This window comes from Pseudoalteromonas sp. SG45-1 (assembly GCF_014164135.1).
GTDB lineage: Bacteria > Pseudomonadota > Gammaproteobacteria > Enterobacterales > Alteromonadaceae > Pseudoalteromonas > Pseudoalteromonas distincta.
Map to the genome: position 1 here is coordinate 1 of NZ_JACJEP010000008.1, position 25861 is coordinate 25861.

26 protein-coding genes and 1 pseudogene are annotated in these 25861 nt (G+C 40.0%); 12 read left to right on the forward strand and 15 right to left on the reverse strand.

All coding sequences use genetic code 11. From position 1 onward, the window contains the following. The 5 genes and pseudogenes from H5117_RS08955 to H5117_RS20855 form a co-directional block, all read right to left on the reverse strand. Window positions 1-581 (reverse strand): immunity 49 family protein (locus H5117_RS08955; protein ID WP_182737296.1); only part of this gene is annotated, 581 nt, incomplete at its 3' end. Between the two features lie 15 nt (window positions 582-596). Further along, complete coding sequence (locus tag H5117_RS08960; RefSeq protein WP_182737299.1) at window positions 597-1544, reverse strand: hypothetical protein; 948 nt, start codon at window positions 1542-1544, stop codon at window positions 597-599. Continuing rightward, window positions 1541-1807 carry an RHS repeat-associated core domain-containing protein gene (locus H5117_RS20845; RefSeq protein ID WP_310737166.1) on the reverse strand — a complete coding sequence of 89 codons (267 nt, stop codon included), beginning with the start codon at window positions 1805-1807 and terminating at the stop codon, window positions 1541-1543. The genes H5117_RS08960 and H5117_RS20845 overlap by 4 nt, the downstream gene beginning before the upstream one ends. A 6-nt stretch (window positions 1808-1813) precedes the next feature. Next, window positions 1814-1921 (reverse strand): annotated as a pseudogene (locus H5117_RS20850) (hypothetical protein); the annotation flags it as partial. A 21-nt stretch (window positions 1922-1942) separates the two neighbouring features. Continuing rightward, the gene (locus H5117_RS20855; RefSeq protein ID WP_220491778.1) at window positions 1943-2518 is read right to left on the reverse strand and encodes a hypothetical protein; all 576 of its coding nucleotides are present in this window, start codon (window positions 2516-2518) and stop codon (window positions 1943-1945) included. 987 nt (window positions 2519-3505) lie between these two features. Between H5117_RS20855 and H5117_RS08970 the strand changes: the two genes are divergently transcribed. The 3 genes from H5117_RS08970 to gloA all read left to right on the forward strand — a co-directional run bounded on the left by H5117_RS08970 (window position 3506) and on the right by gloA (window position 5450). After that, window positions 3506-4285, forward strand: coding sequence for a hypothetical protein (locus H5117_RS08970; protein WP_182737301.1), 780 nt, complete (start codon window positions 3506-3508; stop codon window positions 4283-4285). Between the two features lie 19 nt (window positions 4286-4304). Beyond that, window positions 4305-4790: a hypothetical protein gene (locus tag H5117_RS08975; protein ID WP_182695688.1), complete on the forward strand. Its 486-nt coding sequence runs from the start codon at window positions 4305-4307 to the stop codon at window positions 4788-4790. Window positions 4791-4922: 132 nt separating this feature from the next. Further along, a complete protein-coding gene (gene gloA, locus H5117_RS08980; protein ID WP_182695687.1) occupies window positions 4923-5450 on the forward strand; it encodes a lactoylglutathione lyase in 528 nt (175 codons plus the stop codon). 110 nt (window positions 5451-5560) lie between these two features. On the opposite strand, the gene H5117_RS08985 is transcribed toward gloA, so the two are convergent. From H5117_RS08985 to bioB, 7 genes are all read right to left on the reverse strand, one after another. Beyond that, the gene (locus H5117_RS08985) at window positions 5561-5794 is read right to left on the reverse strand and encodes a hypothetical protein (protein ID WP_259395086.1); all 234 of its coding nucleotides are present in this window, start codon (window positions 5792-5794) and stop codon (window positions 5561-5563) included. Window positions 5795-5992: 198 nt separating this feature from the next. Then, a complete protein-coding gene (gene htpX, locus H5117_RS08990; protein WP_033031868.1) occupies window positions 5993-6856 on the reverse strand; it encodes a protease HtpX in 864 nt (287 codons plus the stop codon). 212 nt (window positions 6857-7068) lie between these two features. Then, window positions 7069-8652, reverse strand: a complete 1584-nt coding sequence (locus H5117_RS08995; protein WP_182719840.1) for an FAD-dependent oxidoreductase — start codon at window positions 8650-8652, stop codon at window positions 7069-7071. A 122-nt stretch (window positions 8653-8774) separates the two neighbouring features. Next, window positions 8775-9458 carry a dethiobiotin synthase gene (gene bioD / locus H5117_RS09000; protein WP_182737303.1) on the reverse strand — a complete coding sequence of 228 codons (684 nt, stop codon included), beginning with the start codon at window positions 9456-9458 and terminating at the stop codon, window positions 8775-8777. Window positions 9459-9544: 86 nt separating this feature from the next. Continuing rightward, window positions 9545-10423, reverse strand: coding sequence for a methyltransferase domain-containing protein (locus tag H5117_RS09005; RefSeq protein WP_182737305.1), 879 nt, complete (start codon window positions 10421-10423; stop codon window positions 9545-9547). Beyond that, window positions 10420-11571 carry an 8-amino-7-oxononanoate synthase gene (locus tag H5117_RS09010; RefSeq protein ID WP_182737307.1) on the reverse strand — a complete coding sequence of 384 codons (1152 nt, stop codon included), beginning with the start codon at window positions 11569-11571 and terminating at the stop codon, window positions 10420-10422. Before H5117_RS09010 ends, H5117_RS09005 begins: the two co-directional genes overlap by 4 nt. Window positions 11572-11581: 10 nt before the next feature. Then, entirely contained in the window at window positions 11582-12622 is a 1041-nt protein-coding gene (gene bioB / locus H5117_RS09015; protein WP_002961242.1) for a biotin synthase BioB, read from the reverse strand. A 94-nt stretch (window positions 12623-12716) separates the two neighbouring features. On the opposite strand from bioB, the gene bioA reads away from it, so the two are divergent. The 6 genes from bioA to H5117_RS09045 all read left to right on the forward strand — a co-directional run bounded on the left by bioA (window position 12717) and on the right by H5117_RS09045 (window position 19238). Next, complete coding sequence (gene bioA, locus H5117_RS09020; protein WP_182737310.1) at window positions 12717-14018, forward strand: adenosylmethionine--8-amino-7-oxononanoate transaminase; 1302 nt, start codon at window positions 12717-12719, stop codon at window positions 14016-14018. A gap of 171 nt (window positions 14019-14189) precedes the next feature. Continuing rightward, window positions 14190-15002 carry a hypothetical protein gene (locus tag H5117_RS09025; RefSeq protein ID WP_002961238.1) on the forward strand — a complete coding sequence of 271 codons (813 nt, stop codon included), beginning with the start codon at window positions 14190-14192 and terminating at the stop codon, window positions 15000-15002. Then, window positions 15003-16043 carry an extracellular solute-binding protein gene (locus tag H5117_RS09030; RefSeq protein WP_024606722.1) on the forward strand — a complete coding sequence of 347 codons (1041 nt, stop codon included), beginning with the start codon at window positions 15003-15005 and terminating at the stop codon, window positions 16041-16043. Continuing rightward, window positions 16043-17542, forward strand: coding sequence for an iron ABC transporter permease (locus H5117_RS09035; protein ID WP_024597048.1), 1500 nt, complete (start codon window positions 16043-16045; stop codon window positions 17540-17542). Before H5117_RS09030 ends, H5117_RS09035 begins: the two co-directional genes overlap by 1 nt. Window positions 17543-17556: 14 nt before the next feature. Further along, on the forward strand, window positions 17557-18573 hold the full coding sequence (locus tag H5117_RS09040) for an ABC transporter ATP-binding protein (protein WP_024604310.1): 1017 nt from the start codon (window positions 17557-17559) through the stop codon (window positions 18571-18573). Window positions 18574-18608: 35 nt separating this feature from the next. Further along, window positions 18609-19238: a Vat family streptogramin A O-acetyltransferase gene (locus tag H5117_RS09045; protein ID WP_024604311.1), complete on the forward strand. Its 630-nt coding sequence runs from the start codon at window positions 18609-18611 to the stop codon at window positions 19236-19238. A 4-nt stretch (window positions 19239-19242) separates the two neighbouring features. On the opposite strand, the gene H5117_RS09050 is transcribed toward H5117_RS09045, so the two are convergent. Next, window positions 19243-19677: an ATP-binding protein gene (locus tag H5117_RS09050; protein ID WP_002961231.1), complete on the reverse strand. Its 435-nt coding sequence runs from the start codon at window positions 19675-19677 to the stop codon at window positions 19243-19245. A gap of 297 nt (window positions 19678-19974) precedes the next feature. Between H5117_RS09050 and asnS the strand changes: the two genes are divergently transcribed. Then, window positions 19975-21372: an asparagine--tRNA ligase gene (gene asnS / locus H5117_RS09055; RefSeq protein WP_024596826.1), complete on the forward strand. Its 1398-nt coding sequence runs from the start codon at window positions 19975-19977 to the stop codon at window positions 21370-21372. A gap of 139 nt (window positions 21373-21511) precedes the next feature. On the opposite strand, the gene H5117_RS09060 is transcribed toward asnS, so the two are convergent. Together H5117_RS09060 and H5117_RS09065 are read right to left on the reverse strand one after the other, a co-directional pair. Next, window positions 21512-22438 carry an electron transfer flavoprotein subunit alpha/FixB family protein gene (locus tag H5117_RS09060; RefSeq protein ID WP_182737312.1) on the reverse strand — a complete coding sequence of 309 codons (927 nt, stop codon included), beginning with the start codon at window positions 22436-22438 and terminating at the stop codon, window positions 21512-21514. Next, on the reverse strand, window positions 22439-23188 hold the full coding sequence (locus tag H5117_RS09065) for an electron transfer flavoprotein subunit beta/FixA family protein (RefSeq protein WP_154903072.1): 750 nt from the start codon (window positions 23186-23188) through the stop codon (window positions 22439-22441). 221 nt (window positions 23189-23409) lie between these two features. Between H5117_RS09065 and H5117_RS09070 the strand changes: the two genes are divergently transcribed. Next, a complete protein-coding gene (locus H5117_RS09070) occupies window positions 23410-25056 on the forward strand; it encodes an electron transfer flavoprotein-ubiquinone oxidoreductase (RefSeq protein WP_182737314.1) in 1647 nt (548 codons plus the stop codon). A gap of 132 nt (window positions 25057-25188) precedes the next feature. Further along, window positions 25189-25653, forward strand: coding sequence for an acyl-CoA thioesterase (locus tag H5117_RS09075; protein WP_002961226.1), 465 nt, complete (start codon window positions 25189-25191; stop codon window positions 25651-25653). The last annotated feature ends 208 nt before the right edge of the window (window positions 25654-25861 follow it).

Below are 25861 nucleotides of genomic sequence, written 5' to 3' on the forward strand. Positions count from 1 at the left end.
CAGTCATCATTTTGCTTAACAGCCATTCCCATACACTCGTCAAGCAATTTTGGGTAATCGGCTTGATGATGGTGATAAGCTTGAAATACTTCAACGAGCTTATAAGAAACGGGGCCTGCTTGTGTCGCACTTTGTTTCATCGTTTCTACAGGGAAATTTGCCAAGCTATCCATACTTTCAGTATCGCGAGTAATGACCGCTAAAAAATAGGCATCAAGCCATTCTGATGGCGCTGCATAACCAGCTTCTAACATACCTTTACCATTCCATGTCACTTCAGGTAAATCATATATTTTAAAAGTTTGCTCTTGCTCGGGTGTTTCTGCAAGTTTGAGGAACGCGGCGTACATTTTTGATGCATAACGTAGCCCTGTTGCAGATTCTTTTTCTATCTCGGGGGTTTGAACTTCCCAAGTGAGCCAGCTGGATATATTAATATAAAGCCCAGAGAATCTTATTAAGTTACCTTTTTTCTTAATCAGATTTTCTGAAATTTTTTTTCTTCTTTTCTGTAGAGGTTCTAACCATTCATCTACAGACACTTGTTTTAAATTAGGCTTATATGCTCTTTCAATTTTCATTTATTAACCTACTAATTATAATAATTCGATATCAAACTCTGAAATTTCCACTTCACCGACTACAGAACCACCGTCAGTTTTAATAATAGGAGTTTTAATATGTAAATATTTTATGTTGTTGTCGCTCTCTATAGCTACTTCGATTGCATTAGCCGCTTTCTTATCTGTTGTATTTGGTGAAGCTTTAGCCATGTTTTTAGTAATGGCTTCTGCATACTTCGTTGTACCTTGCTGATAATATTCATCACCTATTTTCATTTTACCTAATGGACTACTGCCCCCCTTGGCTTCAACAATAATTACATCACCATTGGCATTATGATAAACCATATCAAAGTTACCCTTTTCCGATGTGGAACTATCTAAGCTCGTTGGGTGAATGCGAGTATAACCAGGGTACTGTATTTTAATCGCTGCATCAGCAGCCTTTTCACCAATTTTGGCTGATTCATTGTTAATCTTTGGTATTTGGTCGTTATAACTTTTTGTTTCTTCTGGTGAAGTTTTTGCCTTGTGCTTATCACGCTCATCCATTTCTGTATCATGAGTATCTACATGCTTTTTCAAATGCACTGGAAGAGAAGAAACAACCTTTTTACTGCCTGCCTTTTTAGTTGCTTTATTAAGTTTTAACTCATTCTCAGTCAGCGTTCCTGTTTCACGAGACCATTCTTGATTTACCACTTTGCCATCAATAACATGCCCACCAACAAACTGTTCAATGCTCATCGTAGTTTCAATCACTTTATCGCCCACTTCTCGTGTTAAAGTAATTTTACCGTTATCAACATCCATAGATTCGATACTGTATTCATGCTCTAATCTGTTTTCACCATTAGGTCTTGTTACTTTAATATTACCCGTTCTGGCATCTGCTGGAGAACTGTCTTCAGCAATTTTTAATATTTTGTCTTTTGTTGCTGGGTCAACGATGTCGCCTATCATCTTAGAAAGCTTTTTCACACCCTCTTTACACAATAACCCCATTGGTCCACCCAATTTACCGGATTAGGCGCATATTGATAGTGGTTTATCCCACCCACTAACCCTATTGGATCTTGATTTATAGAGCGCTGTTGTTTGGGGCTGTAGTAGCGGTTGTAATGTAAGCCACTCTCTTCATCTAAATACTGACCCTGAAAACGGATTGGCTGAGTAAAAGTATTTGTAGTGCTTACCTCTGACTCTACGTAACCATAAACATCGGCTTGGTTTTCCCATACCACTTCTGCTTTGTTGTTGGTTACAAAACGTGGGGTGTTAAGCTGGTCTAGGTGGTAATAATAAACTTCGCCTTGTTTAATCAGCGCGACTGGGTGAAATTGATTTGGCAGGTTAATATACCAGGTATATTCACCGTGTTAGTATTCACCAATTAACTGGTCGTTATCCCAAATGTAGTCAATTTTACCCTGCTCAGTGTGCTTGGCGATACGACGCCCTAGTGGGTCGTAGTCGTATTGGGTAAGCGTGCCGTTGTTGTTAAAACAGCTTAACTGGTTAAACGCGTTGTATTCACGACGGGTTTTAATGCCTTTGCCGGTTTCGCGTATTTGGTTACCAAACTCGTCGTAGTAAAAGTCGCTGTCGCCAAAGTGTGTTAGGCGGTCGGCGTCGGTGGCACTGTTTATTGTGGTGTTGTTAGTGCCTTCATTGTTTGCTACTGAGTCAGCGTTGCTACTATTTTTACTACTATTTTCACTACTATTTTCACTACTATTTGCTGCTAACTCATTGTATTCGCTATGGGTGGCGCGCGTTAAATCAATAGAAGAGCTGGCTGTATACTCGTTGCTGGCTGCATCATGTTCTATCCCCTGCTCGCCTGTATCTCTAAGGTCTGCATCGCTTGTGTTTGATTTAACTGTTTGGCTTTGTGGGTTACCAAAGCTATCCCACTGATAGTGTGTGATTTTATTGTTCTGCTCGCCTGCCAATGTTTGTTGTATTAACTGGCCGAGGCTGTTGTATTCAAAATTGATATTCTGGCTGCTTACGCCTTCATTTTTGCGGGCAATAAGCTGGTTTACACTGTCGTAGTTGTACGTACAGGTATCAAATAATGTTTGCGATGGATGTGTAAGCTGCTGCTGCGTTAAGCGGTTAAATACATCAAACTGTTGAGTAAGAGTTATGCTGTTACCAAACTGCTGGGTTTTAATATTGCCTTGGCTGTCGTAGCTTAATGTTACAAGCGGCTTTGCGAGCTCAATCTCTTTGCTATTGGTTTGCAGTAAGTTAATACTGCTTAGCTGGCCAAACTGGTTGTAGCTGTATTTAAGCGTTGTTGAGTCTGGCAGCGTAAGGGTTTGCCTTCTGCCGTATTCGTCGTAGCTGTACTTTAGGGTATGCGCTTGTTGCTGGTTATTAACTTGCTCGGCGCACAGTAGCCTGCCGCCTTTATCAAAGCGTTGTTTAAGTGTTGATTGCGCATTATGTGCACGCGCAATTTTACCTTGCTTTGTGTAGCTGTAGTAATTGGCGTTATTAACGATATGTGAGTCGCTTGCAAGGCTTGCATGCTGCGCAGTTACGCGGCCAAGGCTGTCGCGCTCTATTTTTACATGGCGTTTATTGCTTTGCGTTACTGAGGCTAAGCGGTTACAGGATAGTGAGGTTAATTTTGTATGTTGACTGCTTACGTCTTCGCTTTTTTATGTTAAGAGCTGTTTTCACTTAGGGAATCACTAGAAGTAAATAATCCTCGTGTCAGTAGTTTAAGCTCTTGCTAAACTGATAAGGTGAAATAGATAAGTCAGTTTAAATAGCGACCACTTATTGCTTTTTTACACTAATTATGAATGTAAATAATATTAATAAAATCTATTACTGTAAATTTTGACGCAAATAAAAGAGTGCAGTATAGTACTGCTAAATTACTGGATGTAATATTTTATTTAATATTTACCTTAAAGGACTAAAACATGAAATTACCACTAATTTTATCTGCTTTTTTGTTATCTACCAACGTATTATCTGCCACCGAAACATCCAAAGTTTATTACAGTTATGACTCAGAGCGTGAAGCACAGCTATTCATTGTACCTAATGAAAAACAAGATACATACTATGTTAACTACCGAGGATTCGAGCATCACTTCGATGAGCAGACTTTATTATATAAAAGGTTCAAAAACGATATTGGAGAAGGCTATTACCTAAAACTAATTGGCATGCCTAATGTTAATTTTAGAAACGATAAAGACCAAACAATAATATCTGGCACTCTAGTTTCTTATTCAAATGTATATTTAGACGATGGTACTGTAACTAAAGTTATTTATCAGGGCTCTATAGACAAAGCTAAAGAAAGAAGAATTATTGAAAAATACAAAGAACGACAATTTGAAACCTTTAGCAAAATTGAAGCTAAAAAGTTGTATAAAAAACATTTAAAAAGCCTTAATGAAAAGTGTGGTACGCAAATTGTCCTTGATGTCGCTTGGTCTAACTTTGGCAAAAACAATTTGAAGACTACCCCATCTAAACTTTCAGCTTATTTACAATCATTAGAAAAAGTATGTTTAATTGACAATGATTATGCCTTAGCAGTAAAAGATATAAAAAGTGTTAAGGTTTTACCATCGAGCACTCCCGATACTCAAAGTGCAGAGTTAAATAAAAGCGAACTCACGATTCAATTAGGTAACCAGGTAGAGAATCTGCCTGAAGTTAGTTATGAAGCAATATATAATATTTTTTAAACACTAAAAGGAAGAAGTTATGAAACAAAAAATTTTAGCCGGACTTATTATTGCTGTTTTCAGCTCATCTGCTTATGCATCTATCAAAGACAAAAAAGCAATTAGAGCTGCAGATGCAAGTATTGCAGAAGAAGTTGCAAAAGTTAAAGCTTCTTGTGGAAACGCTAAATTAGATGTAAATGTTGATTGGGATGACTTTAAGAAAATGGCTGCTGCTAATGAAGCTAAGCTTGCTGATGATAGATACCAAAGCCAATGGATTATGTCTCATGCGGGTCAACGCACAGTAGCTGTTTTAGAGGCTGTTTCTGAAATATGTAAAGATGATGCTGATTATAAAGAAGAGTTAGCACTGTTGACAAAGGTTACTGTTTCAGCAAAACAAGATTTTAAAGATTCAAAGAGTGAGTTTTCACTTGATGATACTGTTTTAAAAGTTAAATCAGGTCATAAAATGACAAGACGAGCATCTGACTTTACTAAAAGTATCAAAGAATTATACTAATAGTTTAATATGACTATTGATATGGGCCAGCTATAAGCTGGCTTTTTTATAATATTTACTTTATGTGGGTTAATAAAATTTTTAAGTGTATTAGAATATATTGATGTAATACCAATCATTAAAAGGATCACCATGTCTAACTATAACGAATCTCCAGAACAAGTTGAACAGGCCACTCAGGGCTTTGTTATGCAACAAACTATGTTACGTATTAAAGATCCAAAGCCGTCGCTTGAATTTTACCAAAATGTATTAGGTATGAAGCTGTTAGGTAAGTATGATTTTCCTGGTATGAAGTTTACGCTTTACTTTTTAGGCTACGAGCAAGAATTACCACAAGGTGATGATAAAACTAAAGCAGAATGGGTGTTTCGTCGCCCTGCGCTAATTGAGTTAACCCATAACTGGGGCACTGAAAGCGACGACAGCTTTGAGGGCTACCACAGTGGTAACCAAGAACCTAAAGGATTTGGCCATATTGGTATTAGCGTACCGGATGTTTACGAAGCCTGTGAGCGCTTTGTAAAATACGATGTTGAGTTTGTTAAAAAACCAGATGATGGCTCAATGAAAGGCTTAGCATTTATTAAAGACCCTGACGGCTACTGGATTGAAATACTATCTGCCGAAGGAATTACTGAGATTATTCTTTCTCAGTAATCACTGTTTATATCAGAAAACCAGCTTAAAGTTGGTTTTCTTAATTATTTTTACTCACTAATTTGACACTTTAAATAGCTTTAAATAACTACAACAAGTAATTTATAAGCCTAGGCATCGGTTATTGTTACTTGGCAATTGTTATAACTGGCCGCTTGTTTTTGCGCAATATCTCTTACTCTAAAGTTTGTTGAGTCATTAGGAAGTATAATTAGGTCTTCGTCGGTTATTGATAGCGTATCGACTAGCGTGTTTTGATCTGTTAAAAAATCGACCTTAAACTTTATATTTTTAAAGGTGAAGTTTGATTCGTTTTTTACCTGCCCTATGCATGTAACATACAATGCATCGTTTTCATTTTTAGTGTTAATTTGGCTTACATTAGCGATTAAGTTTTTTTGTGCTAGCTTAAAAAAGTAACGATTTTATAACGCAATACAAATAACTGTATATAAATACAGTGCGTGCGATTTTAGCATTTTAACGTAAACATAAAAAAGCCAGCGGTTAAGCTGGCTTAGAATATTTACTAACTTACATAGTTACTTGCCTAGTGCGTCTATTCGCGCATCAAGCGGTGGGTGCGATGAAAACAGCTCAGCAACACCTTTGCCACTTGCAATACCAAAAGCCATCATTGAGCCTTCTAATTGCGAAGGATGGTTTTGCTTTAATCGCTCAAGGGCGGAACGCATTTTGTCAGCACCAACTAATTTTGCTGCGCCGCTGTCGGCTGCAAATTCACGTTTACGGCTGTAACTTGCAACCACTATGCTTGCTAGCACGCCAAATAATACTTGGAATAACATATCGAATAAGAAGTATGTCCAGCTACTGCCGCCCTCTTCTTCATCGCTATTAATAAAGTTATCTACAATGCCTGCCAGTACTTTTGCGGCAAATATTACAAAGGTATTTACCACGCCTTGTATTAGCGTAAGCGTTACCATGTCGCCGTTAGCCACGTGCGATACTTCGTGGGCGAGCACGGCTTCGGCCTGATCTTTGGTCATGTTGTGCATTAAGCCTGTGCTTACTGCCACTAACGAGTTGTTTTTACTTGGGCCCGTTGCAAACGCGTTCATTTCTGGGCTGTCGTAAATAGCCACTTCTGGCATTTTGATACCTGCTTTTTGTGCTTGCGCAGATACCGTTTGTACAAGCCAATGTTCGGTTTCGTTTCGAGGCTGCGTAATTACGTGCGCGCCTGTTGATTTTTTAGCGATCCATTTCGACATAAATAACGAAATAAACGATCCACCAAAACCAAATACTGTGGCTATAAGTAAAATTCCGCCAAGGCTACGATGGCTTAAGCCCAGCGCACTCATTATTATTGAAAGCACTACACCTAATACCAACATAACCGCTAGGTTAGTTAATAAAAACAAAAATATACGTTTCATATTGTCCTCACAAAAATAGGTTTGATCACCGAACATAAAATTAAATTAGGTTAAAGCAACCACTGCGTCATGACACACTATGTCATAACGTTAGCGCTATTCTGTGACAAACTATGTCATAACACAAGTGTTATTTATGTGTTTATTGATAATTTTTTTAGGAAGAGTTTTACAGCAAATTTAAGACTAAAGTTTCTTTATAAATCAGCTTATTACAAGCTGTTATTAAGCTCTGCCATATCAATCGGAAAACCACGCTCGTGTGCCAATATGCGTGCAACTTCGTCAATTTTTTCGCCGCTATTATGTTTAAGGTACGACCATTGGTGGGTACTTCGGTGATGATTTACAGCAGGATCGCTACTTATTATTCCTAATTTTATAAACTCACCCACTATTTGATCTGCCGCTATTAACGTTGACGATGCTTTAACATTTTCGGCCCGTGCGTAACTAATATGCGAATATAAACTTACATCGGCTACGCGCAAAGTGTCGTCATCCCCTGGGATTTGTTGCCCGCCATACAAGGCATTATTTTGTTTATTAGCAGTTTTAAACGCAGGGACAAACTCGGCTACATAATCAATTGCTGTTTGGGTACGTGTTTGCAATGCTGCTTTGTCCCAGCCATCTTTAATATAATGCAGGTATTTATTGGGAAGTTTAGGTTGTGCGCTCATTGGCGTGGCATCAGCTAACCCATCATTAAACAATGTAATGTTGTTAGTCATGCCATGTATTTGAAAGTATCCGTTAGGGTAAGGGGTTAGCTGCGCCATACCTTCTGGCGTACCTCGGTTACCATAAATAATTATTTCGGGTATTTGCCCACCAGCACCTTGCCAATGAGTAATGTAAGAGGCTTTAAATTCGACCATGCGTTTTACATCTACCCCAACGAGGTCGTCAATAATACCGGTTTGAAAACCACACGCATTAATTAGGTAATCTACCTCAATGGTTTGTGAATCGGCTTGTGTATTGGTTGAATTATCAGGTTGTTCATCAAGGCTTGGCTCTGATTGATACCCAATGCGCCACTTAAGTGTTTGCTTATCATTATTGGTATTTATAACTGGCGATACATTTTTAACACTGGTGCTTGTTAAAACATGAGCGTGTTTGTACTGTGCAAGTGCTAGTTGTGCACTGGCCGATAAACGAAATATATTCCAACCATATTCTTGTGCAACAATTAGCGGAAACTTTAGCTTGTCTAAATCTAAATGCTTAGCAACGGGTATCATCCACTCATCTAACGACGTGGGCTTGGCTACTTGTTTTTGCTTGGCAAGCTTTAGCATTTGCTCATAACTATATAACTGATAATAATGCTCTGGCTCGCCTAATACTTTATTAGCGCTATCTTGCTCAACAAGCTCGCTATAGGCTTTTACTAATTTATTTAAACGCGGAAATAAATCTTCCGGTGAGTCGTCATCGCGTTTAGGCACTGCAAATACTGTGGGGCGAACATCGATGGTGTAAGGATAAAGGCGCGCAATATCTATACATTGCTTGAGTAAATCTATGCAGTCTTCGTCGGGTATTTCACGATATAAGTTGCCACCCGCATGCAAATGGCACATTGGAGGGCCATCAATTAACGACTTTTTCTTTTCAAGCACATAAGTTTCTAGCCCTAACGCAGCAAGTCTAATGGCTATTGTGGCGCCAGCTGTGCCTCCACCTATTATACCTACGCGTTTTTTAGGTAAGCCATAGTTTAGTGCTTTTGGCTCAGCGCTTACGTGCGCATCTGGGGCGTAGTTTTCAATAAATGGGTGCGTCATATAGTCGTTATGTCCTTAGTAACATTGTCTTTAAAGCAAGCTATGTATTTATAAACGTTTATATGTGTACTAAGGTTGACTATTTCAAGATTTACCTAAAAAAGTAAATCTTTTTAAACCACTTAAGTGTTTATAGATAACGCACTAAGCAAGCTTTTGTATATTTGTAACTTAGGCGTTTGCTGGCTGTATGGGCTTATGGCAAGTATTGGAAACGGTAAACGTGCTTTTAGTGAGTCAAGGTTTGCTTGGTACTCGTCCATGTTTTTATCTACTTGGTTTGCAATCCAGCCAACGCAGTTTATTCCCATACTTTGCATATGCGCAGCGGTTAGTAATGCATGATTTAAGCAACCTAGCTTCATGCCAACAACGAGTATTACCGGCATTTTTTCTGCTTTAACCCAGTCGTATAAATAATCGTTTTTATTAATAGGTAATGCCCAACCACCAGCGCCTTCGGTAAGTATAATGTCAGCGCCCTGTTGTTTTACGTTTTTATAAGCATCACTTAGTTTATCTACAGTAATACTCACTCCAACTTTCTCAGCGGCTATGTGAGGTGCAATAGGCGGTGCAAACGCAAACGGATTTACTACGTCGTATTTAGCGCTCACTGTTGCGCTTTCCATTAGTATAAGGGCATCGGCGTTTACTAGTTGATCGAACGCCATTTCGCAGCCAGCAGCAAGGGGTTTAAAGCCAATGGCTTGTTTTTTATGTTGGGCAAGTAATTTTAATAGCAAACTGGTAACGTGGGTTTTTCCGGCATCGGTGTCGGTGCCTGTTATAAAAAATTCTTTCATGCGTTGCCTTATGATCTGAATCTAAGTTTGGTTTAATTTTAAGTTTTAACTTAAGCAATTAATCGCTTTTTTGTAATGGCTTTTTTCTAATGGCTTTTTTCTAATGATAACAGCACCACATGATAAGACACACATGCTTTATTATTTATAAGCGGATACGCACTGCATACTTTTTGTAGCGCCGATTTGGTAAGTAACCCTTGGCGCGTATTGGTATGATTTTGCGTTGTTGCGCCAATGGCTTTAATAGAGGCAATAGCTTTTAAAGGTGCTGTGTATTCATCGGTATAAATACGTTTTTTAGCGCTGTTAATAGTAAATCCTGCATTTTGGACTGATTGGTTTATATACAGTTCACTATTAAAGGTATTTATGTGGCTGTTTGAATCAAGCGCTGCAAAAGCTGTTTTTATTTCATTTAGTGAGCCCTCTACCAAAGTGCTTATGTACGCCTGCCCGCCTGGTTTTAATATGCTGTAAAGTGATTGCATTAAAGCCGAAAAATTAGCAGACCACTGCACTGCAAAGTTACTGTAAATAACATCAACACTGTTTGCTTGTAGCGGTAAGTTATCCATATCGGCGCATATTTTGGGTGTGGTTAAATCACTACTTTGCAGCATGTTTAAGCTCAAATCCATGGCAATAACGCTTGCAAACATACTTTGTAAGGTATGCGTATTAACAAGCGGGCCTGCGCCTAAATCAACACAAAGCTTATTTTTATTAAAGCCTGGTTTTATGAGTGAAAATAGATCGCTCGCAGCATGTTTTTGTACATTTGCATGGGTGTTATAACTCGCCGCCGCTTTTGAAAACTTACTTTGTGTAGACTTTTTAAGCTCCTTGTTTAGCTCTCGATTTGGCTCCTTATTTAATTCTTTATTTGAATCGCTACTCACTAGGCACGGTTTTACAAGTTGTGTTTGCACTAAATCTGTTTTTAATACTGGCTGAGCAGTCATGCTATTGCACCAACTAAATGCTTAACTAAGTGCGTTATGTCTTGCTCGGTATGTGCGGCGGTTAAAGTAATGCGTAAACGTGAGGTGTTATGTGCAACCGTCGGCGGTCTAATTGCAGTGAGCCAAATACCCTGTTGTTTAAGTTTATCTGCCGCTTGTAACGTTTGCTCAGCACAACCTAATACAATGGGCTGTATGGCTGTATTTGATTCCATTACTGCAATATTATGGGTTTTAGTGAGTTGCTTAAATAATGCAATATTGGCATGTAGCTTATCGCGTTTATCATTGGCTGTTTTTATGTTTTTAATACGCGCAAGAGTGTGACTTGCCATAAGCGGCGACATGGCGGTTGAATACGTGTAATCGCGATTAAACTGCAGCATGTAATCAATAAACTGTTTACTTCCTAATACACACGCGCCACTACTAGCCACTGCTTTACCAAAAGTAATGACTAATATATCTGGCAGCGTTTGAGTAATAAACGCTTCGCAACTGCCTAAGCCTGTTTTACCTAATACACCAAAACCGTGTGCGTCATCAATCATTAGCCATGCGTTATGCTGTTTTGCAAGTGCGAGTAATTCTTTAAGAGGCGCGGTATCGCCATCCATCGAAAATACGCCTTCGCTTATAATTAGCTTGTTTTGCGCTTTTGATTTTTCGAGCCGTGAACGTAAATGATTCATGTCGTTGTGATTAAAACGCACTAATGCCGCGTTTGAGTGCATAGCACCGTCAATCAAGCTTGCATGATTTAACTTATCTTGAAAAATAGCGCTGTTTTGCGCAGCGGCTTTATCTTGAAACAACGCTTTAATTACGCTGCTATTAGCGCTAAACCCTGAGTTAAATAGCATTGCTGCGCCATAACCAAATTGCTCACATAAGTATTGTTCAAGCGCTTTTTGCTGGGCCTGATAACCCGTAACCAATGCTGAGCTGTGACTCCCTAATGCGTGGGAGTCATTAAGATTAACAGCCACATCACCAAAGCCTAAGTAGTCGTTACTGGCAAAGTTAAGGTAGGTTTTATTATTAACCGTTATGGTGCGCGCTGTAGCGTGATGTACTACGTGGCGTTTACGAAGTAACGCACCTTGCTGGCGAGCCTGCAGATGCGTATTTATAAAATCAAAAGGCATTGATATAAGCCTACGCTTCGTAAAACAATTCAGAGGTTGCTTTGTCGGCTACTTGCGATGAAAGCGAGGCTTCAACTGCTTCGTCTGAATAGTCGTGACGTTTTTCTGGGTTCATACCTAATTTTTTAATTAGGTTCATATCGGCATCAGCGTCTGGGTTTTCGGTGGTAAGGAGTTTATCACCATAAAATATTGAGTTAGCGCCTGCAAAAAAGCACATCGATTGCATTTGCTCGTTCATGGCGTTACGCCCTGCCGATAAACGTACATAACTGTGTGGCATCATAATGCGCGCTGTTGCTATGGTACGTATAAATTCAAAGTGATCTAAATCGTCTACGTTTTCAAGCGGAGTGCCTTTAACTTTAACGAGCATATTAATAGGCACACTTTCTGGCTGTTGTGGCAAATTAGCTAGTTGCATAAGTAATCCAAAACGGTCGCTTGCTTGCTCACCCATACCGACTATTCCGCCCGAGCATACTTTCATACCGGCATCGCGTACGTGGTCAATGGTATTTAATCTATCTTGAAAAGTACGGGTTGAAATAATTTGCTCGTAATACTCAGGTGACGTGTCAAGGTTATGGTTGTAGTAATCAAGCCCTGCGTCTCTAAGCTCATGGGCTTTTTCGTTTGTGAGTTTACCTAGCGTCATACAGGTTTCTAACCCTAGCTCTTTTACTTCTTTAACCATTTGCGAAATGTATGGCATGTCTCTGTCTTTTGGATCTGACCATGCAGCCCCCATACAAAAACGGGTAGCGCCTTTTTGTTTTGCAAGGCGTGCTTGCTCTACTACTTTTTCTACTTCTATTAAGCGTTCGCGTTCTAAATCTGTTCGGTAATGCCCCGACTGCGGACAGTACTTACAGTCTTCTGGGCAAGCGCCTGTTTTAATTGATAACAACGTAGAAATTTGCACTTCATTTGGGTTGAAGTTAGCACGGTGAACCGATGCGGCTTTAAAAAGTAAATCGTTAAATGGCATTTCAAATAATGCTTTAACTTCAGCGTGGGTCCAATCGTGACGAACAGGTGCAAGTTCCATAATACTCTCTTATTTTTTTCTCAGCGGTGATATTGGCTTAGTCTACGAGTTGAAGTACCATTGTCAACGAAGCCCACCAAGTTAAAGTTTACATATGATTAAAAAGAATACGATTGACCTTGATTTTGATCGTGAGCACATTTGGCACCCATATACATCGATGACTAAGCCAATTCCGGTATACCCTGTTACACATGCTAATCAAAATATTATTCACCTCGAAACTGGCGAGCAATTAATCGATGGCATGGCCTCGTGGTGGAGCGCAATACATGGCTATAACAACCCTGTTATAAATAACGCCATGATTGAGCAAATCAACTGTATGAGCCACATTATGTTTGGCGGTATTACGCATAACAGCGCGGTAGAGCTGTGCAAAAAAATAGTAAATATAACGCCGCCTAGTTTAACTAAAGTGTTTTTAGCCGACAGCGGATCGGTAAGTGTTGAAGTAGCAATAAAAATGGCGCTGCAATATTGGTTAAGCCAAGGCATTACAACAAAACAAAAATTAATGACGCCTTACAAGGGCTACCATGGCGACACCTTTGCAGCCATGAGCGTATGCGACCCAGTTAATTCAATGCATAGTTTATATTCAGGCTTTTTACCTGAACACGTTTTTGTGCCTGCACCGGTTAGTCAATTTGGGTTCGAGTTTAACCAAACTGAAGCCCAAGAGCTTGAAGAATACTTTAAAGCAAACCACAGCCAAGTAGCCGCCTTTATCATTGAGCCTATTGTACAAAACGCAGGTGGTATGAACTTTTATCACCCTGATTATTTAGCCTGCGTGCGTAAATTATGCACCCAATATAACGTACTGCTAATTTGCGACGAAATTGCCACAGGCTTTGGCCGTACAGGTAAATTATTTGCTGTAGAGCACGCCAATATAGAACCCGATATAATGTGTATTGGTAAAGCATTAACCGGCGGTTCAATGACGCTATCGGCCACTATCACTAGCGATAAAATAGCCATTGGCATAAGCGAAGGTGAAGCCGGTGTTTTAATGCACGGCCCTACGTTTATGGGTAACCCGCTTGCCTGTGCAGCGGCCTGCGCAAGTATTGATTTATTACTTAAGCAAAACTGGCAACAACGAATAAAGCAGCTAAACACCCAGCTACAACAACTTAATAAATGCAGTGAACTAGATGCGGTTGCCAATGTGCGTACCTTAGGAGCAATAGGCGTTGTTGAACTGAACGAGGCTGCGGGCAATGTTGATGTTGCTAAAATTCAGGCTTATTTTGTAGAGCAAGGTGTATGGATACGCCCATTCGGTAAACTAATTTACCTTATGCCACCGTATATAAGTGACGACACAAGTATAAAAACACTGTGTGATGCCATTTATAATGCCATTAAAGGCAAGCATTACGCTTAATAGTCGGTCTCAATAACTAATCCTAATACAGGTTATAGCGCTATTTGCTGTAACCTACCGCTACATTTAGTGTTTTTATCTATTAAGCGAGTTTGTAGTTATTGATCTCGTTAACCATTAGCTATATGATAATGTCTATCATTTACAATTACCTTTTTGGACTTCTTTGCTATGAAATTACTATTTAAACCAGCCAAAACTTTAGGTGCAAGCCTTTTACTAGCCTCGGCGTTTATGGCTCAACCAGTATTAGCTAACGGCCCTATTGGCGAGCATGTTAATCATCTTCAAGCTAACCTTAAAAGTTACGCAGAAGAAGTAGAATGGATGGTAGGCAAAGTTGATACCATGGTAAGCGACTACGATACTAAAGGCGCAAAATCTGTAAAAACTGATGATTTAATTGAATATTGGGAATCAGTTAAGTTTCACAGCGCAATAGAAACTAACTTTGTACCAGTATACGCTTCTATTTGGCAGGGTCTTTATGGCGTAAAAATGGCCATTGATAATAAAGAGCCTGCTGAGGAAGTTCGTAAACAGCAAAAAGCGATGAACATAGCCTTGTGGCAAGGCCTTGGGGCTGTTAAGCTTGCTGCAAAATTCCAGCAAAAAGGCTTGTTAGACACTGTAAAAGCAACCGCTACAACTCAAATGACACAAAGTGCCACAATTGATGAAATTAAGCACAAATTAGACCGTGTAGTAGCAAAATTTGCTGAGCGTTTACGAGACGAAGCAACTGAAATTGTTCACGATACTTATCTGCACCTGTTTGAAGGCGTTGAAGGTACACTTATTGAACAAGATGCAAAACTAGTTGAAGTGCTGGAAAAAGACTTTAACGTAACACTGCCACAAGCCATTAAAAACAGCAAAAGCGTAGACGAAGTACGCGATGTGATCAGTGATATGCAAACAAAATTAGACCGCGCTAAGGTTTTAATAGAAAAAGCCGAAAAAGCACGTAAGGATGTATTTTAAGTGAAGCGTAGGACCTTTATTCAAGGCCTAGCTGCGTTAGGGGTGGTTGGCTCATTGCCACTGCCTCTTTCTCGTGCGCTAGCCGCTGATATAGCAAACCCTGTTTCTGTTGACGATTTACCAAAGCTTAAAGGCGAGTTAACGCTTTATTTAGGCCGAGGCGAAGGTGGTTTGTATGAAAACGTATTACAAGCAATCCAGAAAAAAAATCCAGACTTTAAACTCGGTATACGCCGAGGTCCTACTGCTGCTTTAGCAAATACCATTGTTGCAGAAGCTAAAGCTGGCGTTCGCCGCGCTGATTTATTTTGGGCAGTTGATTCAGGCGCAATTGGTTTAGTAACCGATGCTGGCCTTGCACAACCTATCCCAGGTGATTTATCTGCTCAGTTACAACCACAATTTAGATATAAAGAGTGGGCACCTGTAACTGGCCGTATTCGTACATTGCCATATAACACGTCGCGTTTGACTAAAGATCAAATTCCAACAAGTATTATGGAAATTGCCGACAGCGATTTAAGTATTGGCTGGGCGCCCGCCTACGCTTCTTTTCAATCGTTTGTAACCGCAATGCGAATCTTAGAAGGCGATGACAAAACCGCTAAGTGGCTTAAAAAGATTCAAAAACGTGCTAAAACATACGCCGGCGAGCTAGGTGTTGTTATGGGCGTTGAACGCGGTGAAGTTGATATTGGTTTTGCTAATCACTATTACACTTTGCGTTTAAAATCAGGTAAACCTAATGCCAAGCTAGATTTAGCATTTACACAAAATGATGCGGGCTGTTTAGTTAATGCATCGGGTGTATTAGCGCTTAACGACGATCCGCTTGCAACTAACTTTATGCGTTACTTACTAAGTAAAGAAGTACAAGGTTACTTAGCCAGTGAAGCGTACGAAATTCCGTTAGTAAATGGTATTACCCAACCTGAGGGTTTACCGTCACTTGCTAATATTTCTCCACCTAAAGTAGATTTAACACAGCTAGCTGATTTACGCCCTACTATAGATTTGATGCGAAGCAGCGGCGTATTGTAATGAAAATACCTGCCTCTTATCCAATGGCGCTGCTTGCAGCGCTTGTTGCGCTTACCCCTGTTTATGTATTAATTGTGCTTGCAAGCGATGCGAGCTCAGTGTTTGACACCCACAACCTGCAAATTTTAGGTAACACGTTATCGTTAATGGGTTTAACGGTACTTGGGTCTATTTTAATTGGTGTGCCACTGGCGTTTATTAGCGCGTATGTGCATTTACCATTTAAAAAGCTCTGGCTGGTTGTATTTGCAGCCCCACTGGCAATTCCCAGTTATATTGGCGCATTTACACTTTATGCTGCTTTTGGCCCCGGTGGCGAAATAAATACCTTAACAGGAATAGAAACACCATCAATGTATGGCCTAACAGGTGCCGCCATTGTAATGACGCTTTATACTTTCCCGTTTGTAATGATGACAACTCGCTCATCCCTACTTAGCCTTGATGCGAGTATGGTTAATGCAGCACGAACGCTGGGCATGTCGATGACGCAAAGTATATTTAAAGTGATATTACCGCGCGTAGTTAACGGTATTGCAGCAGGCTCTTTGTTAGTCGCGCTTTATACGTTATCAGACTTTGGCACGCCGGCAATGATGCGCTTAGATACCTTTACCCGCGTAATTTACGTTGAATACAACGCCTTTGCGTTAGGGCGAGCTGCCATGCTTTCACTTCAACTGATGGTTATTGTCGGTTTTTTACTTTTAGTTGAATCACAAATAAAAACAGCGCCTGAGCGCCATGGTCGCCCGTTAATTTTATTTCCAAGTAAAGTACAATTAAGTGCGATGTTTGTTACGTTTGCGCCTGTTTTACTACTCGCTATTGGCTTGCCTTTGGCTATATTTTCGCTTTGGTTAGCTCGCGATGGTTTTAGCTCATTTGATTTTAATATTGCATGGAACTCAACGTATGCATCGGGTATTGCGGCAATTGTAGCCGTTATCGTTGCTATCCCCGTTGCACATGCTGCACTGAGTGGAAAAGCGGGTCGTATAATGGAGCGTGTTACTTACTTTGGTTTTGGTATTCCAGGTATAGTAATGGGCACAGCGCTTGTTTACGGTGGTTTGCAGTTGCCGTTTTTATATCAAACACTGGGATTGCTTATTATTGCTTACATGCTGCGATTTTTACCACTTGCTGTAGGCTCTGTTAGAACAAGCACCGAACACTTAGACCCAAGCTTAGTGAAGTCTGCGCGCGTATTAGGGGCAAGCCCACGTGAAGTATTTACTCGCATAACACTACCTTTAACTATGCGCGGTATTATTGCCGGTGCAGCACTGGTGTTTTTAGAGTCAATGCGTGAACTCGAAGCCACGCTATTACTTGGTCCTACAGGGTTTGAAACCCTCTCTACTTATTTATGGCGTGTATACGAAGCGGGCTATTTTGGTCGCGCCGCTATTCCTGGATTATTGTTAGTAGTGATATCTGCCTGCGGGTTAGCTATTATGATGTCTGGCGAAAAACGCAACCAGTTTGAACATTAAGGATTTAAGAAACAATGCTATCTGTAAGTCAGTTGTCTATAGATTATGGCAGTAACCGCGTAGTAAGCGATTTAAACTTTTCGCTGGGTGAAAACGAAATCCTTATGCTTGTAGGGCCAACAGGTTGTGGTAAAAGTACAATTTTACAAGCCCTTGCTGGCCTTATACCTATTAGCGAAGGCGAAATAAACACAGGTAAATGGCGCGCTACACCCAAATTAACAATACCTCCTGAAAAACGCAGTGTAGGCATGGTATTTCAAGATTTTGCGTTATTTCCGCACTTAACCGTACAGCAAAACATTTGCTTTAGATTAAAAGATACAGCCCCTGCTGAGTATTGGATAAACCTACTTGGGTTGAGCGATTTTAGAGACAAAAAACCAGCAACGCTTTCTGGCGGACAAAAGCAGCGCGTTGCACTTGCGCGTACCCTTGCCCACCAACCTGACTTTGTATTACTTGATGAGCCGCTTTCAAACTTAGATGCCGCTCTTAAAGACATGCTTCGTTGGGATATTAGAAACGCACTTAAAGCCGCTGGCGTACCGGCGATTTGGGTAACACATGACCAAGAAGAAGCACTCTCAGTTGGCGATCGTGTTGGTGTGCTTAAAGGCGGTAAAATTCAGCAAATCGATACACCCGAGCGCTGCTTTAGTACCCCAAACAATCGCTTTGTAGCACGTTTTTTAGGTGAAGCCAGCTTTATTAGCGGCCAATTTAGCCAAGGACAAGCCACTACCTCAATTGGTAATGCGCCAGCTCATGGCGTTGACTGTGAAAGTGGCGACGTTGATGTACTACTACGCCCTGACGATGTATTGCTTGTACAAAGCAGTGTTGGTAATAACGGCGAAGTGATTTGGGTACGCTTTGAAGGTGGCAGCCGCTTGTGCGCTGTAAAACTTGCGTGTTCTACGGTGGTAACTAGCCGAGTAAGCCATGAAGTTGTGGTAAACCCAGGCGACGAAGTGCATGTATCACTAAGCACATCGCACCCACTAGCCGTTTATAAATCTATAGATTAATATCTATACCTAACTCAAAGTTAAGAGGAAACCCCATGAACGGACCAAACCCCAATAATCCTTCACCAATGGAAGGTTTTCCTCAAGTAGGTTTTTTAAAAAACTATATTACTTCTATCAATATTGAAGTAGGCGATTATACATATTATGACGATCCTGATGGCCCTGAGAATTTTGAAAAAAATGTGCTTTACCATTTCGATTTTATTGGGGATCGTCTGATCATAGGTAAGTTTTGTGCGATAGCTAAAGACGTTACTTTTATAATGAATGGCGCTAACCATCAAACTTCTGGATTTTCTACTTATCCATTTTTTATATTTGGTAATGGCTGGGAAAAATTTGTACCAAAATCAAATGATTTACCCTTTAAAGGCAATACAGAAATTGGTCATGATGTTTGGATTGGTTATAACGCTACAATTATGCCCGGGGTAAAAATTGGCAGCGGCGCTATTATTGCCAGTAAATCAGTTGTTACCTGCGATGTACCTGCTTATAGCGTTGTAGGTGGAAATCCCGCTAAAGTGATAAAAACCAGATTTGACGATAAAACAATAAATACGCTGCTAGATATAGCTTGGTGGGATTGGAGCAATGAAAAAATCACTGCTCATTTAGATGCCATTACACAATGCGATATAAAAGCCTTATCTAATCTCTAAGTGATTACCACTCAAACATGTAGGCCATTTTACTTATAGTTTTTAGCGGCACATTATGTGAGTTTCGTTTAGCGTATAGGTGCTGCATAGCTTTGTCTTTTACTTCACCCACTATCACTTCTTTTACTTGATAACCTAAAGCAACGGCAGCTTGAGAGTAAGCTATAAATTCCCACTTTTTAATATTGGTGTTATCTACAATCACCAATGGAATGCCTTGAGCAAGTGCATTTATAAAGCGCGCCAAATTTAAATTATGAAATTGTGGTAACTTAAATTTATCAAAATGATATTCGCCCTGCTCATTATTAAAGTAATCATCAGTTGAGCAAATTAGATACTGACTTTCGTCGGCTCCACCTAATTCGTCAGCAAGGCTTTGCGCGTAGTAAGACTTACCACTTCCTGGTAGTCCTCGTAAAATAAAAACTTGTTTCATAGCATCGATTTTTTAAGGGTGAATAAATATTAATTTAGTTTGGATGTTAATAATGCCACAAAATCATTAAATTTCAGAGCAACAAATCATAATAGTGGCAATTAAACTCTAAAAACTGTTTAAAAATAAACCGCATGCATAAAAACTTTTAAAGAGTTGCCCACAATAGTTTTTTTATTTAACTTTACTAGGTAAGATACAGGGTTCAAGTGCAGCGCCGTTTATGTGCAATTTATGCCCGAGTGTTGCGCACAGTTAAAATAAAATAGTTAGGCAACTTATATCATTGGAGTGAAGATGAGCCATTTAGCGATTTCAGAGCTATTAAAAGGCAATGTTGCGGTAGACAGCCAAGTAACAATTAAAGGCTGGATCCGTACTCGCCGCGATTCAAAAGCAGGAATTTCATTTTTAGCCGTTCATGACGGTTCGTGTTTTGATCCTATTCAAGCGGTAGTTCCTAATTCACTGAATAATTATGATGAAGTTACTAGCTTAACAGCCGGTTGTTCTGTGTCGGTTACTGGTGTTTTAGTTCAATCTGCTGGCCAAGGTCAATCTTACGAAATTCAAGCTAACTCAGTGACTGTATTAGGTTGGGTAGAGAACCCAGATTCATACCCAATGTCGGCAAAACGCCACAGCATTGAGTACTTACGTGAGCACGCTCACCTTCGCCCTCGTACAAATATGATTGGCGCGGTAACTCGTGTACGCAACTGTTTAGCACAAGCTATTCACCGTTTTTACCACGAGCAAGGCTTTTACTGGATCAGCACGCCAATCATTACGGCAAGTGACTGTGAAGGTGCTGGCGAAATGTTCCGTGTATCAACGCTTGATATGCAAAACTTACCACTTACAGACAAAGGCGAAGTTGATTACAGCGAAGATTTCTTCGGTAAAGAAGCATTCCTTACTGTATCTGGTCAGTTAAATGGCGAAACTTACGCGTCTGCAATGTCAAAAATTTATACATTTGGCCCTACATTCCGCGCAGAGAATTCAAATACATCTCGACACCTTGCAGAATTTTGGATGGTAGAGCCTGAAGTAGCGTTTGCAGATTTAGAAGACATAGCAAAACTTGCTGAAAACATGCTTAAGTATGTGTTTAAAGCCGTACTTGAAGAGCGCCGTGATGACATGGAATTTTTTGCACAACGTGTAGAAAAAACCGCAATTACGCGTTTAGAAGAATTTGTAGATAAAGACTTTGCACAAGTTGACTACACAGACGCTGTAGAAATCCTTAAAAACTGTGGCAAAAAGTTTGAGTACGCTGTTGAATGGGGCGTAGATTTACAGTCTGAGCACGAGCGTTACTTAGCTGAAGAGCACTTTAAAGCACCGGTAGTTATTAAAAACTACCCACGTGATATTAAAGCATTCTACATGCGCCAAAACGAAGACGGTAAAACCGTTGCCGCAATGGACGTTGTAGCACCTGGTATTGGTGAGATCATTGGTGGTTCACAACGTGAGGAACGCCTTGATGTGCTTGATGCACGCTTAGAAGAAATGGGCTTAAACAAAGAAGATTACAGCTGGTACCGCGATTTACGTAAATACGGTAGCGTGCCACATTCAGGCTTTGGTTTAGGCTTTGAACGCTTAGTTGCTTATGTAACAGGTATGGGCAACGTACGTGACGTTATTGCCTTCCCTCGTACTAAAGGCAGCGCAACTTACTAATACTAAGTTAGCCGTTTATAAATACTAAAAACCAGCCAATTGGCTGGTTTTTTTGTGTCTTTAATTTACCGAATAAAAAAGCCGCAGCACTCAAAGAGCACCACGGCTTTCAACCAGAATAAGTTTGTTTAGTTAAAGACTATAAAGCACTCTCTAACTGTGGCAGTACTTCAAATAAATCTGCCACTAAACCGTAGTCAGCTACCTGAAAAATAGGTGCGTCAGGGTCTTTATTAATCGCGACGATTACTTTTGAGTCTTTCATACCCGCTAAATGCTGAATAGCACCGCTAATACCTACTGCAATGTATAAATTAGGCGCTACAATTTTACCTGTTTGCCCTACTTGCATGTCGTTAGGTACAAAGCCTGCATCAACAGCTGCACGCGATGCACCAATAGCTGCACCTAGTTTATCGGCAATACCATTAAGTAATGCAAAGTTTTCGCCGTTTTGCATACCGCGACCACCCGATATAACGACAGTGGCAGCCGTGAGCTCAGGGCGTTCTGATTCTGTTTGTTCAACACTTACAAAGCTGCTTAACTGCGAATCTGATACTGTATCTACATTTGTTATAGCAACAGCTGATTGCTCACCTTGTAAATCAAAGCTACTGGCACGTACGGTAATTACTTTTTTACTGTCGAGTGATTTAACCGTGGCGATTGCATTACCTGCATAAATAGGTCGTTTAAATGTATCTGTGTCCACTACTGCGATAATTTCAGAAATTTGCGCAACATCTAATAGCGCGGCAACGCGTGGCATAAAGTTTTTGCCTGTTGTCGTTGCACTTGCAACAATGTGGCTGTAGTCATCGCTAAGCGATAAAACTAAATCGCTCATGCTCTCAGCTAACTGATGTTCATAAACGCTATTATCAGCAACTAAAACATTAGCTACGCCATCAATGCTGGCCACTTGTGAGCTCATTGCGCTTAAGTTGTTACCTGCAATTAGTACATCAATAGGAAAACCCATTTTTACTGCGGCGTTAATAGTTTTTGAGGTTTCTGGTTTTAAGGCACCGTTGTCGTGCTCTGCAATTACGAGTGTTTTCATTTAAATCACCTTTGCCTCTGTTTTTAATTTTTCTACAAGCTGCGCTACGTCTTCTACAATAATTCCTGCGGTGCGTTTAGCTGGCTCTTCTACACTTATTAATTGCATACGCGGTGTTAAATCAACACCAAGCGAATCTGCTGCTATTACTTCAAGCGGCTTACGTTTGGCTTTCATAATATTTGGCAGTGATGCATAGCGAGGCTCATTTAAGCGTAAATCAGTTGTAACAACTGCCGGTAAATTAAGTGCTACCGTTTGCAGCCCGCCATCAACTTCGCGTGTTACGTTTACTTTGCCATTTTCAATAACTACTTTTGATGCAAATGTACCCTGCCCGCGATTAGTTAATGCAGCAAGCATTTGACCTGTTTGATTATTATCTGAGTCAATTGACTGCTTACCTAAAATGACAAGTTCAGGCGTTTCTTGCTCTACAATTTTAGCGAGTAGTTTTGCAATATGAAGTGACTCGAGCTTTTCATCGGTTTCGATGTGAATGGATTTGTCAGCGCCCAATGCTAATGCTGTGCGTAATTGTTCTTGTGATGCTTTTGGACCAATAGTTACGGCAACCACTTCAGTGGCGGTACCGGCTTCTTTAAGGCGAATTGCTTCTTCTATAGCAATCTCACAAAACGGGTTCATTGCCATTTTAACGTTGGTTAAATCAACGTCGCTGTTATCACTTTTAACGCGTGCTTTTACGTTGTAATCAATCACTCTTTTTATTGGTACGAGAACTTTCATAGGAACTCCATAATTATTTAAACCTACAAGGTAACGTGCACGTCAACCTATTTATTTTATGAAATTAGACTACTTCCTGTTGACGTAAACGTCAACCTAAAATAACCTTTAACTATTCACAGTCTGTAACGTTTAATTTGCAAGGTTATAAATAGGCTGTACACCTTATTTAAATGCGTAGTAAACATTCAAATAAGTCCGTCATAGATAAAGAGGTTATTATGGTCGAACGTGAAACCATGGAATTTGATGTAGTAATTGTTGGTGCAGGCCCTGCTGGGCTTTCAAGTGCAATTAAACTCGCGCAATTAGCACAAGAAAAACAACAAGAGTGCATGATTTGCGTAGTCGAAAAAGGTTCTGAAGTAGGTGCACATGTACTCTCTGGTGCTGTTTTTGAAACCAGAGCTTTGGATGAACTACTACCTAATTGGCAAGAGCTTGGCGCACCGGTTACAACCAAAGTAACTAATGATGAAATTTATTGGTTTAATAACGAGCAAAAAGCGACATCAATCCCCCACTTTGCTACACCAAAAACATTTCATAATGATGGTAACTTCATTGTATCTATGGGCAATGTATGTCGATGGCTTGCAGAGCAAGCTGAAAGCTTAGGCGTAGAGATATTTCCAGGATTTAGCGCACACTCTTTAATAATTGAAGATGAAGCAGTAAAAGGCATTATTACTGGCGATATGGGTGTAGACAAAGATGGTAATGAAAAAGACGGTTACATGCCAGGCATGGAGCTTCGTGCAAAATACACTATTTTTGCCGAAGGTTGCCGAGGTCATTTAGGTAAACAACTAATCAATGAGTTTGCACTTGATGCAGATTCATCGCCGCAGCATTACGGTTTAGGCTTTAAAGAAATCTGGCAAATAGATGAAAGTAAACATGAGCTTGGCAAGGTAGTTCATGGTACAGGTTGGCCACTTAGCGGCGATACTAATGGTGGTGCATTTATGTATCACAGTGAAAACAATCAAGTTGTTGTTGGTTTAATTGTTGATTTAAATTACTCAAACCCACATTTGAGCCCGTTTGATGAGTTTCAGCGAATGAAGCACCATCCAGTATTTAAAAACGTACTTGAAGGCGCTGAACGTATTGCTTACGGTGCGCGTGCTATTGCTAAAGGTGGCTTGCATTCATTACCAAAAATGCATTTTGCTGGTGGTTTACTTGTAGGGTGTGATGCAGGCACTCTTAATTTTGCAAAAATTAAAGGTAATCACACTGCAATGAAATCGGGAATGATTGCCGCTGAGGTTATTTTTGAAGCATTGCAAAATGAGTTAGCAAATACCGATTTAACTCATTATCAAACTGCGTTTGAGCAATCGTGGGCATATAAAGAGCTATATCAATCTCGTAACTTTGGCCCTGCTATGCACAAACTCGGTAAATTTTTAGGTGGTGCGTACAATACGCTTGATCTAAACATCTTTAATGGCGCTTTACCCTTTACGTTTAAAGATAATACGCCCGATCACTCTACCCTTGTTGATGCTAACGCCGCTGACAAAATTGCATATCCAAAACCAGATGGACACCTTAGCTTTGATAAACTCTCAAGTGTATTTTTATCAAATACTAACCACGAAGAATCACAGCCGTGTCATTTAAAGCTTAAAGATGCGTCAATTCCTATTAATGTAAATTTAGTCAAATTTGATGAACCCGCACAACGTTATTGCCCAGCAGGCGTTTACGAAGTACAAGAAATTGCAGGCAATAAAGAGTTTGTTATTAATGCCCAAAACTGTGTGCACTGTAAAACCTGCGATATTAAAGATCCAAGCCAAAACATTACATGGGTAACACCTGAAGGTGCAGGTGGGCCAAACTATCCTAATATGTAACTAAATTATGCGCTGTATAGCTATATAACTACGTTTTTTACATATAAATTATAAACATATCCTAAATTGCAGGGGCTTCGGCCCCTTTTTTACGTTATGCTAATAGTAGTTTTAATAATAAGAGTGTTATTTATGCCGTCGTCAAAAGTTATTTTTCGTTTTTTAGCAGAGCCTACTGATGTTAATTTTGGTGGTAAAGTTCATGGTGGGGCCGTCATGAAGTGGATTGACCAAGCAGGTTATGCGTGCGCTGCAGGTTGGAGTGGTCATTACTGCGTAACTGTTTCGGTTGCGGGTGTTAAATTTAGACGCCCTATTTTAGTGGGTCAAATAGTCGAAGTAGAAGCTAAAATTGCCCATACGGGTAGAAGTAGCATGCAAATATTTATTCAAGTTAGGTGTGGCGATCCAAAAACGCAAAATATGGTTGAAACAAACCATTGTGTTATCAGCTTTATTGCAATGGATGAAACGGGCTACCCAATAGAAGTGCCTTCGTTTAAAGCAGTGACAGATGAAGACATTAAATTAGAAAATTACGCTATAAAAATGAAAGAAATAGCAATTGAAACAGAAAACTTACTTCACGAAGTCTAATTAGTAATTTGAATAAAGTAAGGCTATGTAAAAAACTCATTATACTTTGTAAAACATACAACTTATTTTAGAGTACACGATTACACAAAAGTTCACTTTGATTATAAAACACGCTAAACAATGCAAAAACCAATACAAAAGAACTAATTGTGGCGTGTTTTTAATCCATTTTAATATTGGCACGCTCGCTGCAAGTAGATAATTGAAG

Coding starts and splice junctions, on each gene's coding strand:
- bioA (WP_182737310.1), top strand. CDS start 12,717: ATGATTAAAAAGAATACGATTGACCTTGATTTTGATCGTGAGCACATT.
- H5117_RS09050 (WP_002961231.1), bottom strand. CDS start 19,677: ATGAAACAAGTTTTTATTTTACGAGGACTACCAGGAAGTGGTAAGTCT.
- gloA (WP_182695687.1), top strand. CDS start 4,923: ATGTCTAACTATAACGAATCTCCAGAACAAGTTGAACAGGCCACTCAG.
- H5117_RS09035 (WP_024597048.1), top strand. CDS start 16,043: ATGAAAATACCTGCCTCTTATCCAATGGCGCTGCTTGCAGCGCTTGTT.
- asnS (WP_024596826.1), top strand. CDS start 19,975: ATGAGCCATTTAGCGATTTCAGAGCTATTAAAAGGCAATGTTGCGGTA.
- H5117_RS09070 (WP_182737314.1), top strand. CDS start 23,410: ATGGTCGAACGTGAAACCATGGAATTTGATGTAGTAATTGTTGGTGCA.
- H5117_RS09010 (WP_182737307.1), bottom strand. CDS start 11,571: ATGCCTTTTGATTTTATAAATACGCATCTGCAGGCTCGCCAGCAAGGT.
- H5117_RS09075 (WP_002961226.1), top strand. CDS start 25,189: ATGCCGTCGTCAAAAGTTATTTTTCGTTTTTTAGCAGAGCCTACTGAT.
- H5117_RS09045 (WP_024604311.1), top strand. CDS start 18,609: ATGAACGGACCAAACCCCAATAATCCTTCACCAATGGAAGGTTTTCCT.
- H5117_RS09025 (WP_002961238.1), top strand. CDS start 14,190: ATGAAATTACTATTTAAACCAGCCAAAACTTTAGGTGCAAGCCTTTTA.
- H5117_RS08970 (WP_182737301.1), top strand. CDS start 3,506: ATGAAATTACCACTAATTTTATCTGCTTTTTTGTTATCTACCAACGTA.
- H5117_RS09040 (WP_024604310.1), top strand. CDS start 17,557: ATGCTATCTGTAAGTCAGTTGTCTATAGATTATGGCAGTAACCGCGTA.
- H5117_RS08995 (WP_182719840.1), bottom strand. CDS start 8,652: ATGACGCACCCATTTATTGAAAACTACGCCCCAGATGCGCACGTAAGC.
- H5117_RS09005 (WP_182737305.1), bottom strand. CDS start 10,423: ATGACTGCTCAGCCAGTATTAAAAACAGATTTAGTGCAAACACAACTT.
- bioB (WP_002961242.1), bottom strand. CDS start 12,622: ATGGAACTTGCACCTGTTCGTCACGATTGGACCCACGCTGAAGTTAAA.
- H5117_RS08975 (WP_182695688.1), top strand. CDS start 4,305: ATGAAACAAAAAATTTTAGCCGGACTTATTATTGCTGTTTTCAGCTCA.
- H5117_RS09065 (WP_154903072.1), bottom strand. CDS start 23,188: ATGAAAGTTCTCGTACCAATAAAAAGAGTGATTGATTACAACGTAAAA.
- H5117_RS09060 (WP_182737312.1), bottom strand. CDS start 22,438: ATGAAAACACTCGTAATTGCAGAGCACGACAACGGTGCCTTAAAACCA.
- htpX (WP_033031868.1), bottom strand. CDS start 6,856: ATGAAACGTATATTTTTGTTTTTATTAACTAACCTAGCGGTTATGTTG.
- bioD (WP_182737303.1), bottom strand. CDS start 9,458: ATGAAAGAATTTTTTATAACAGGCACCGACACCGATGCCGGAAAAACC.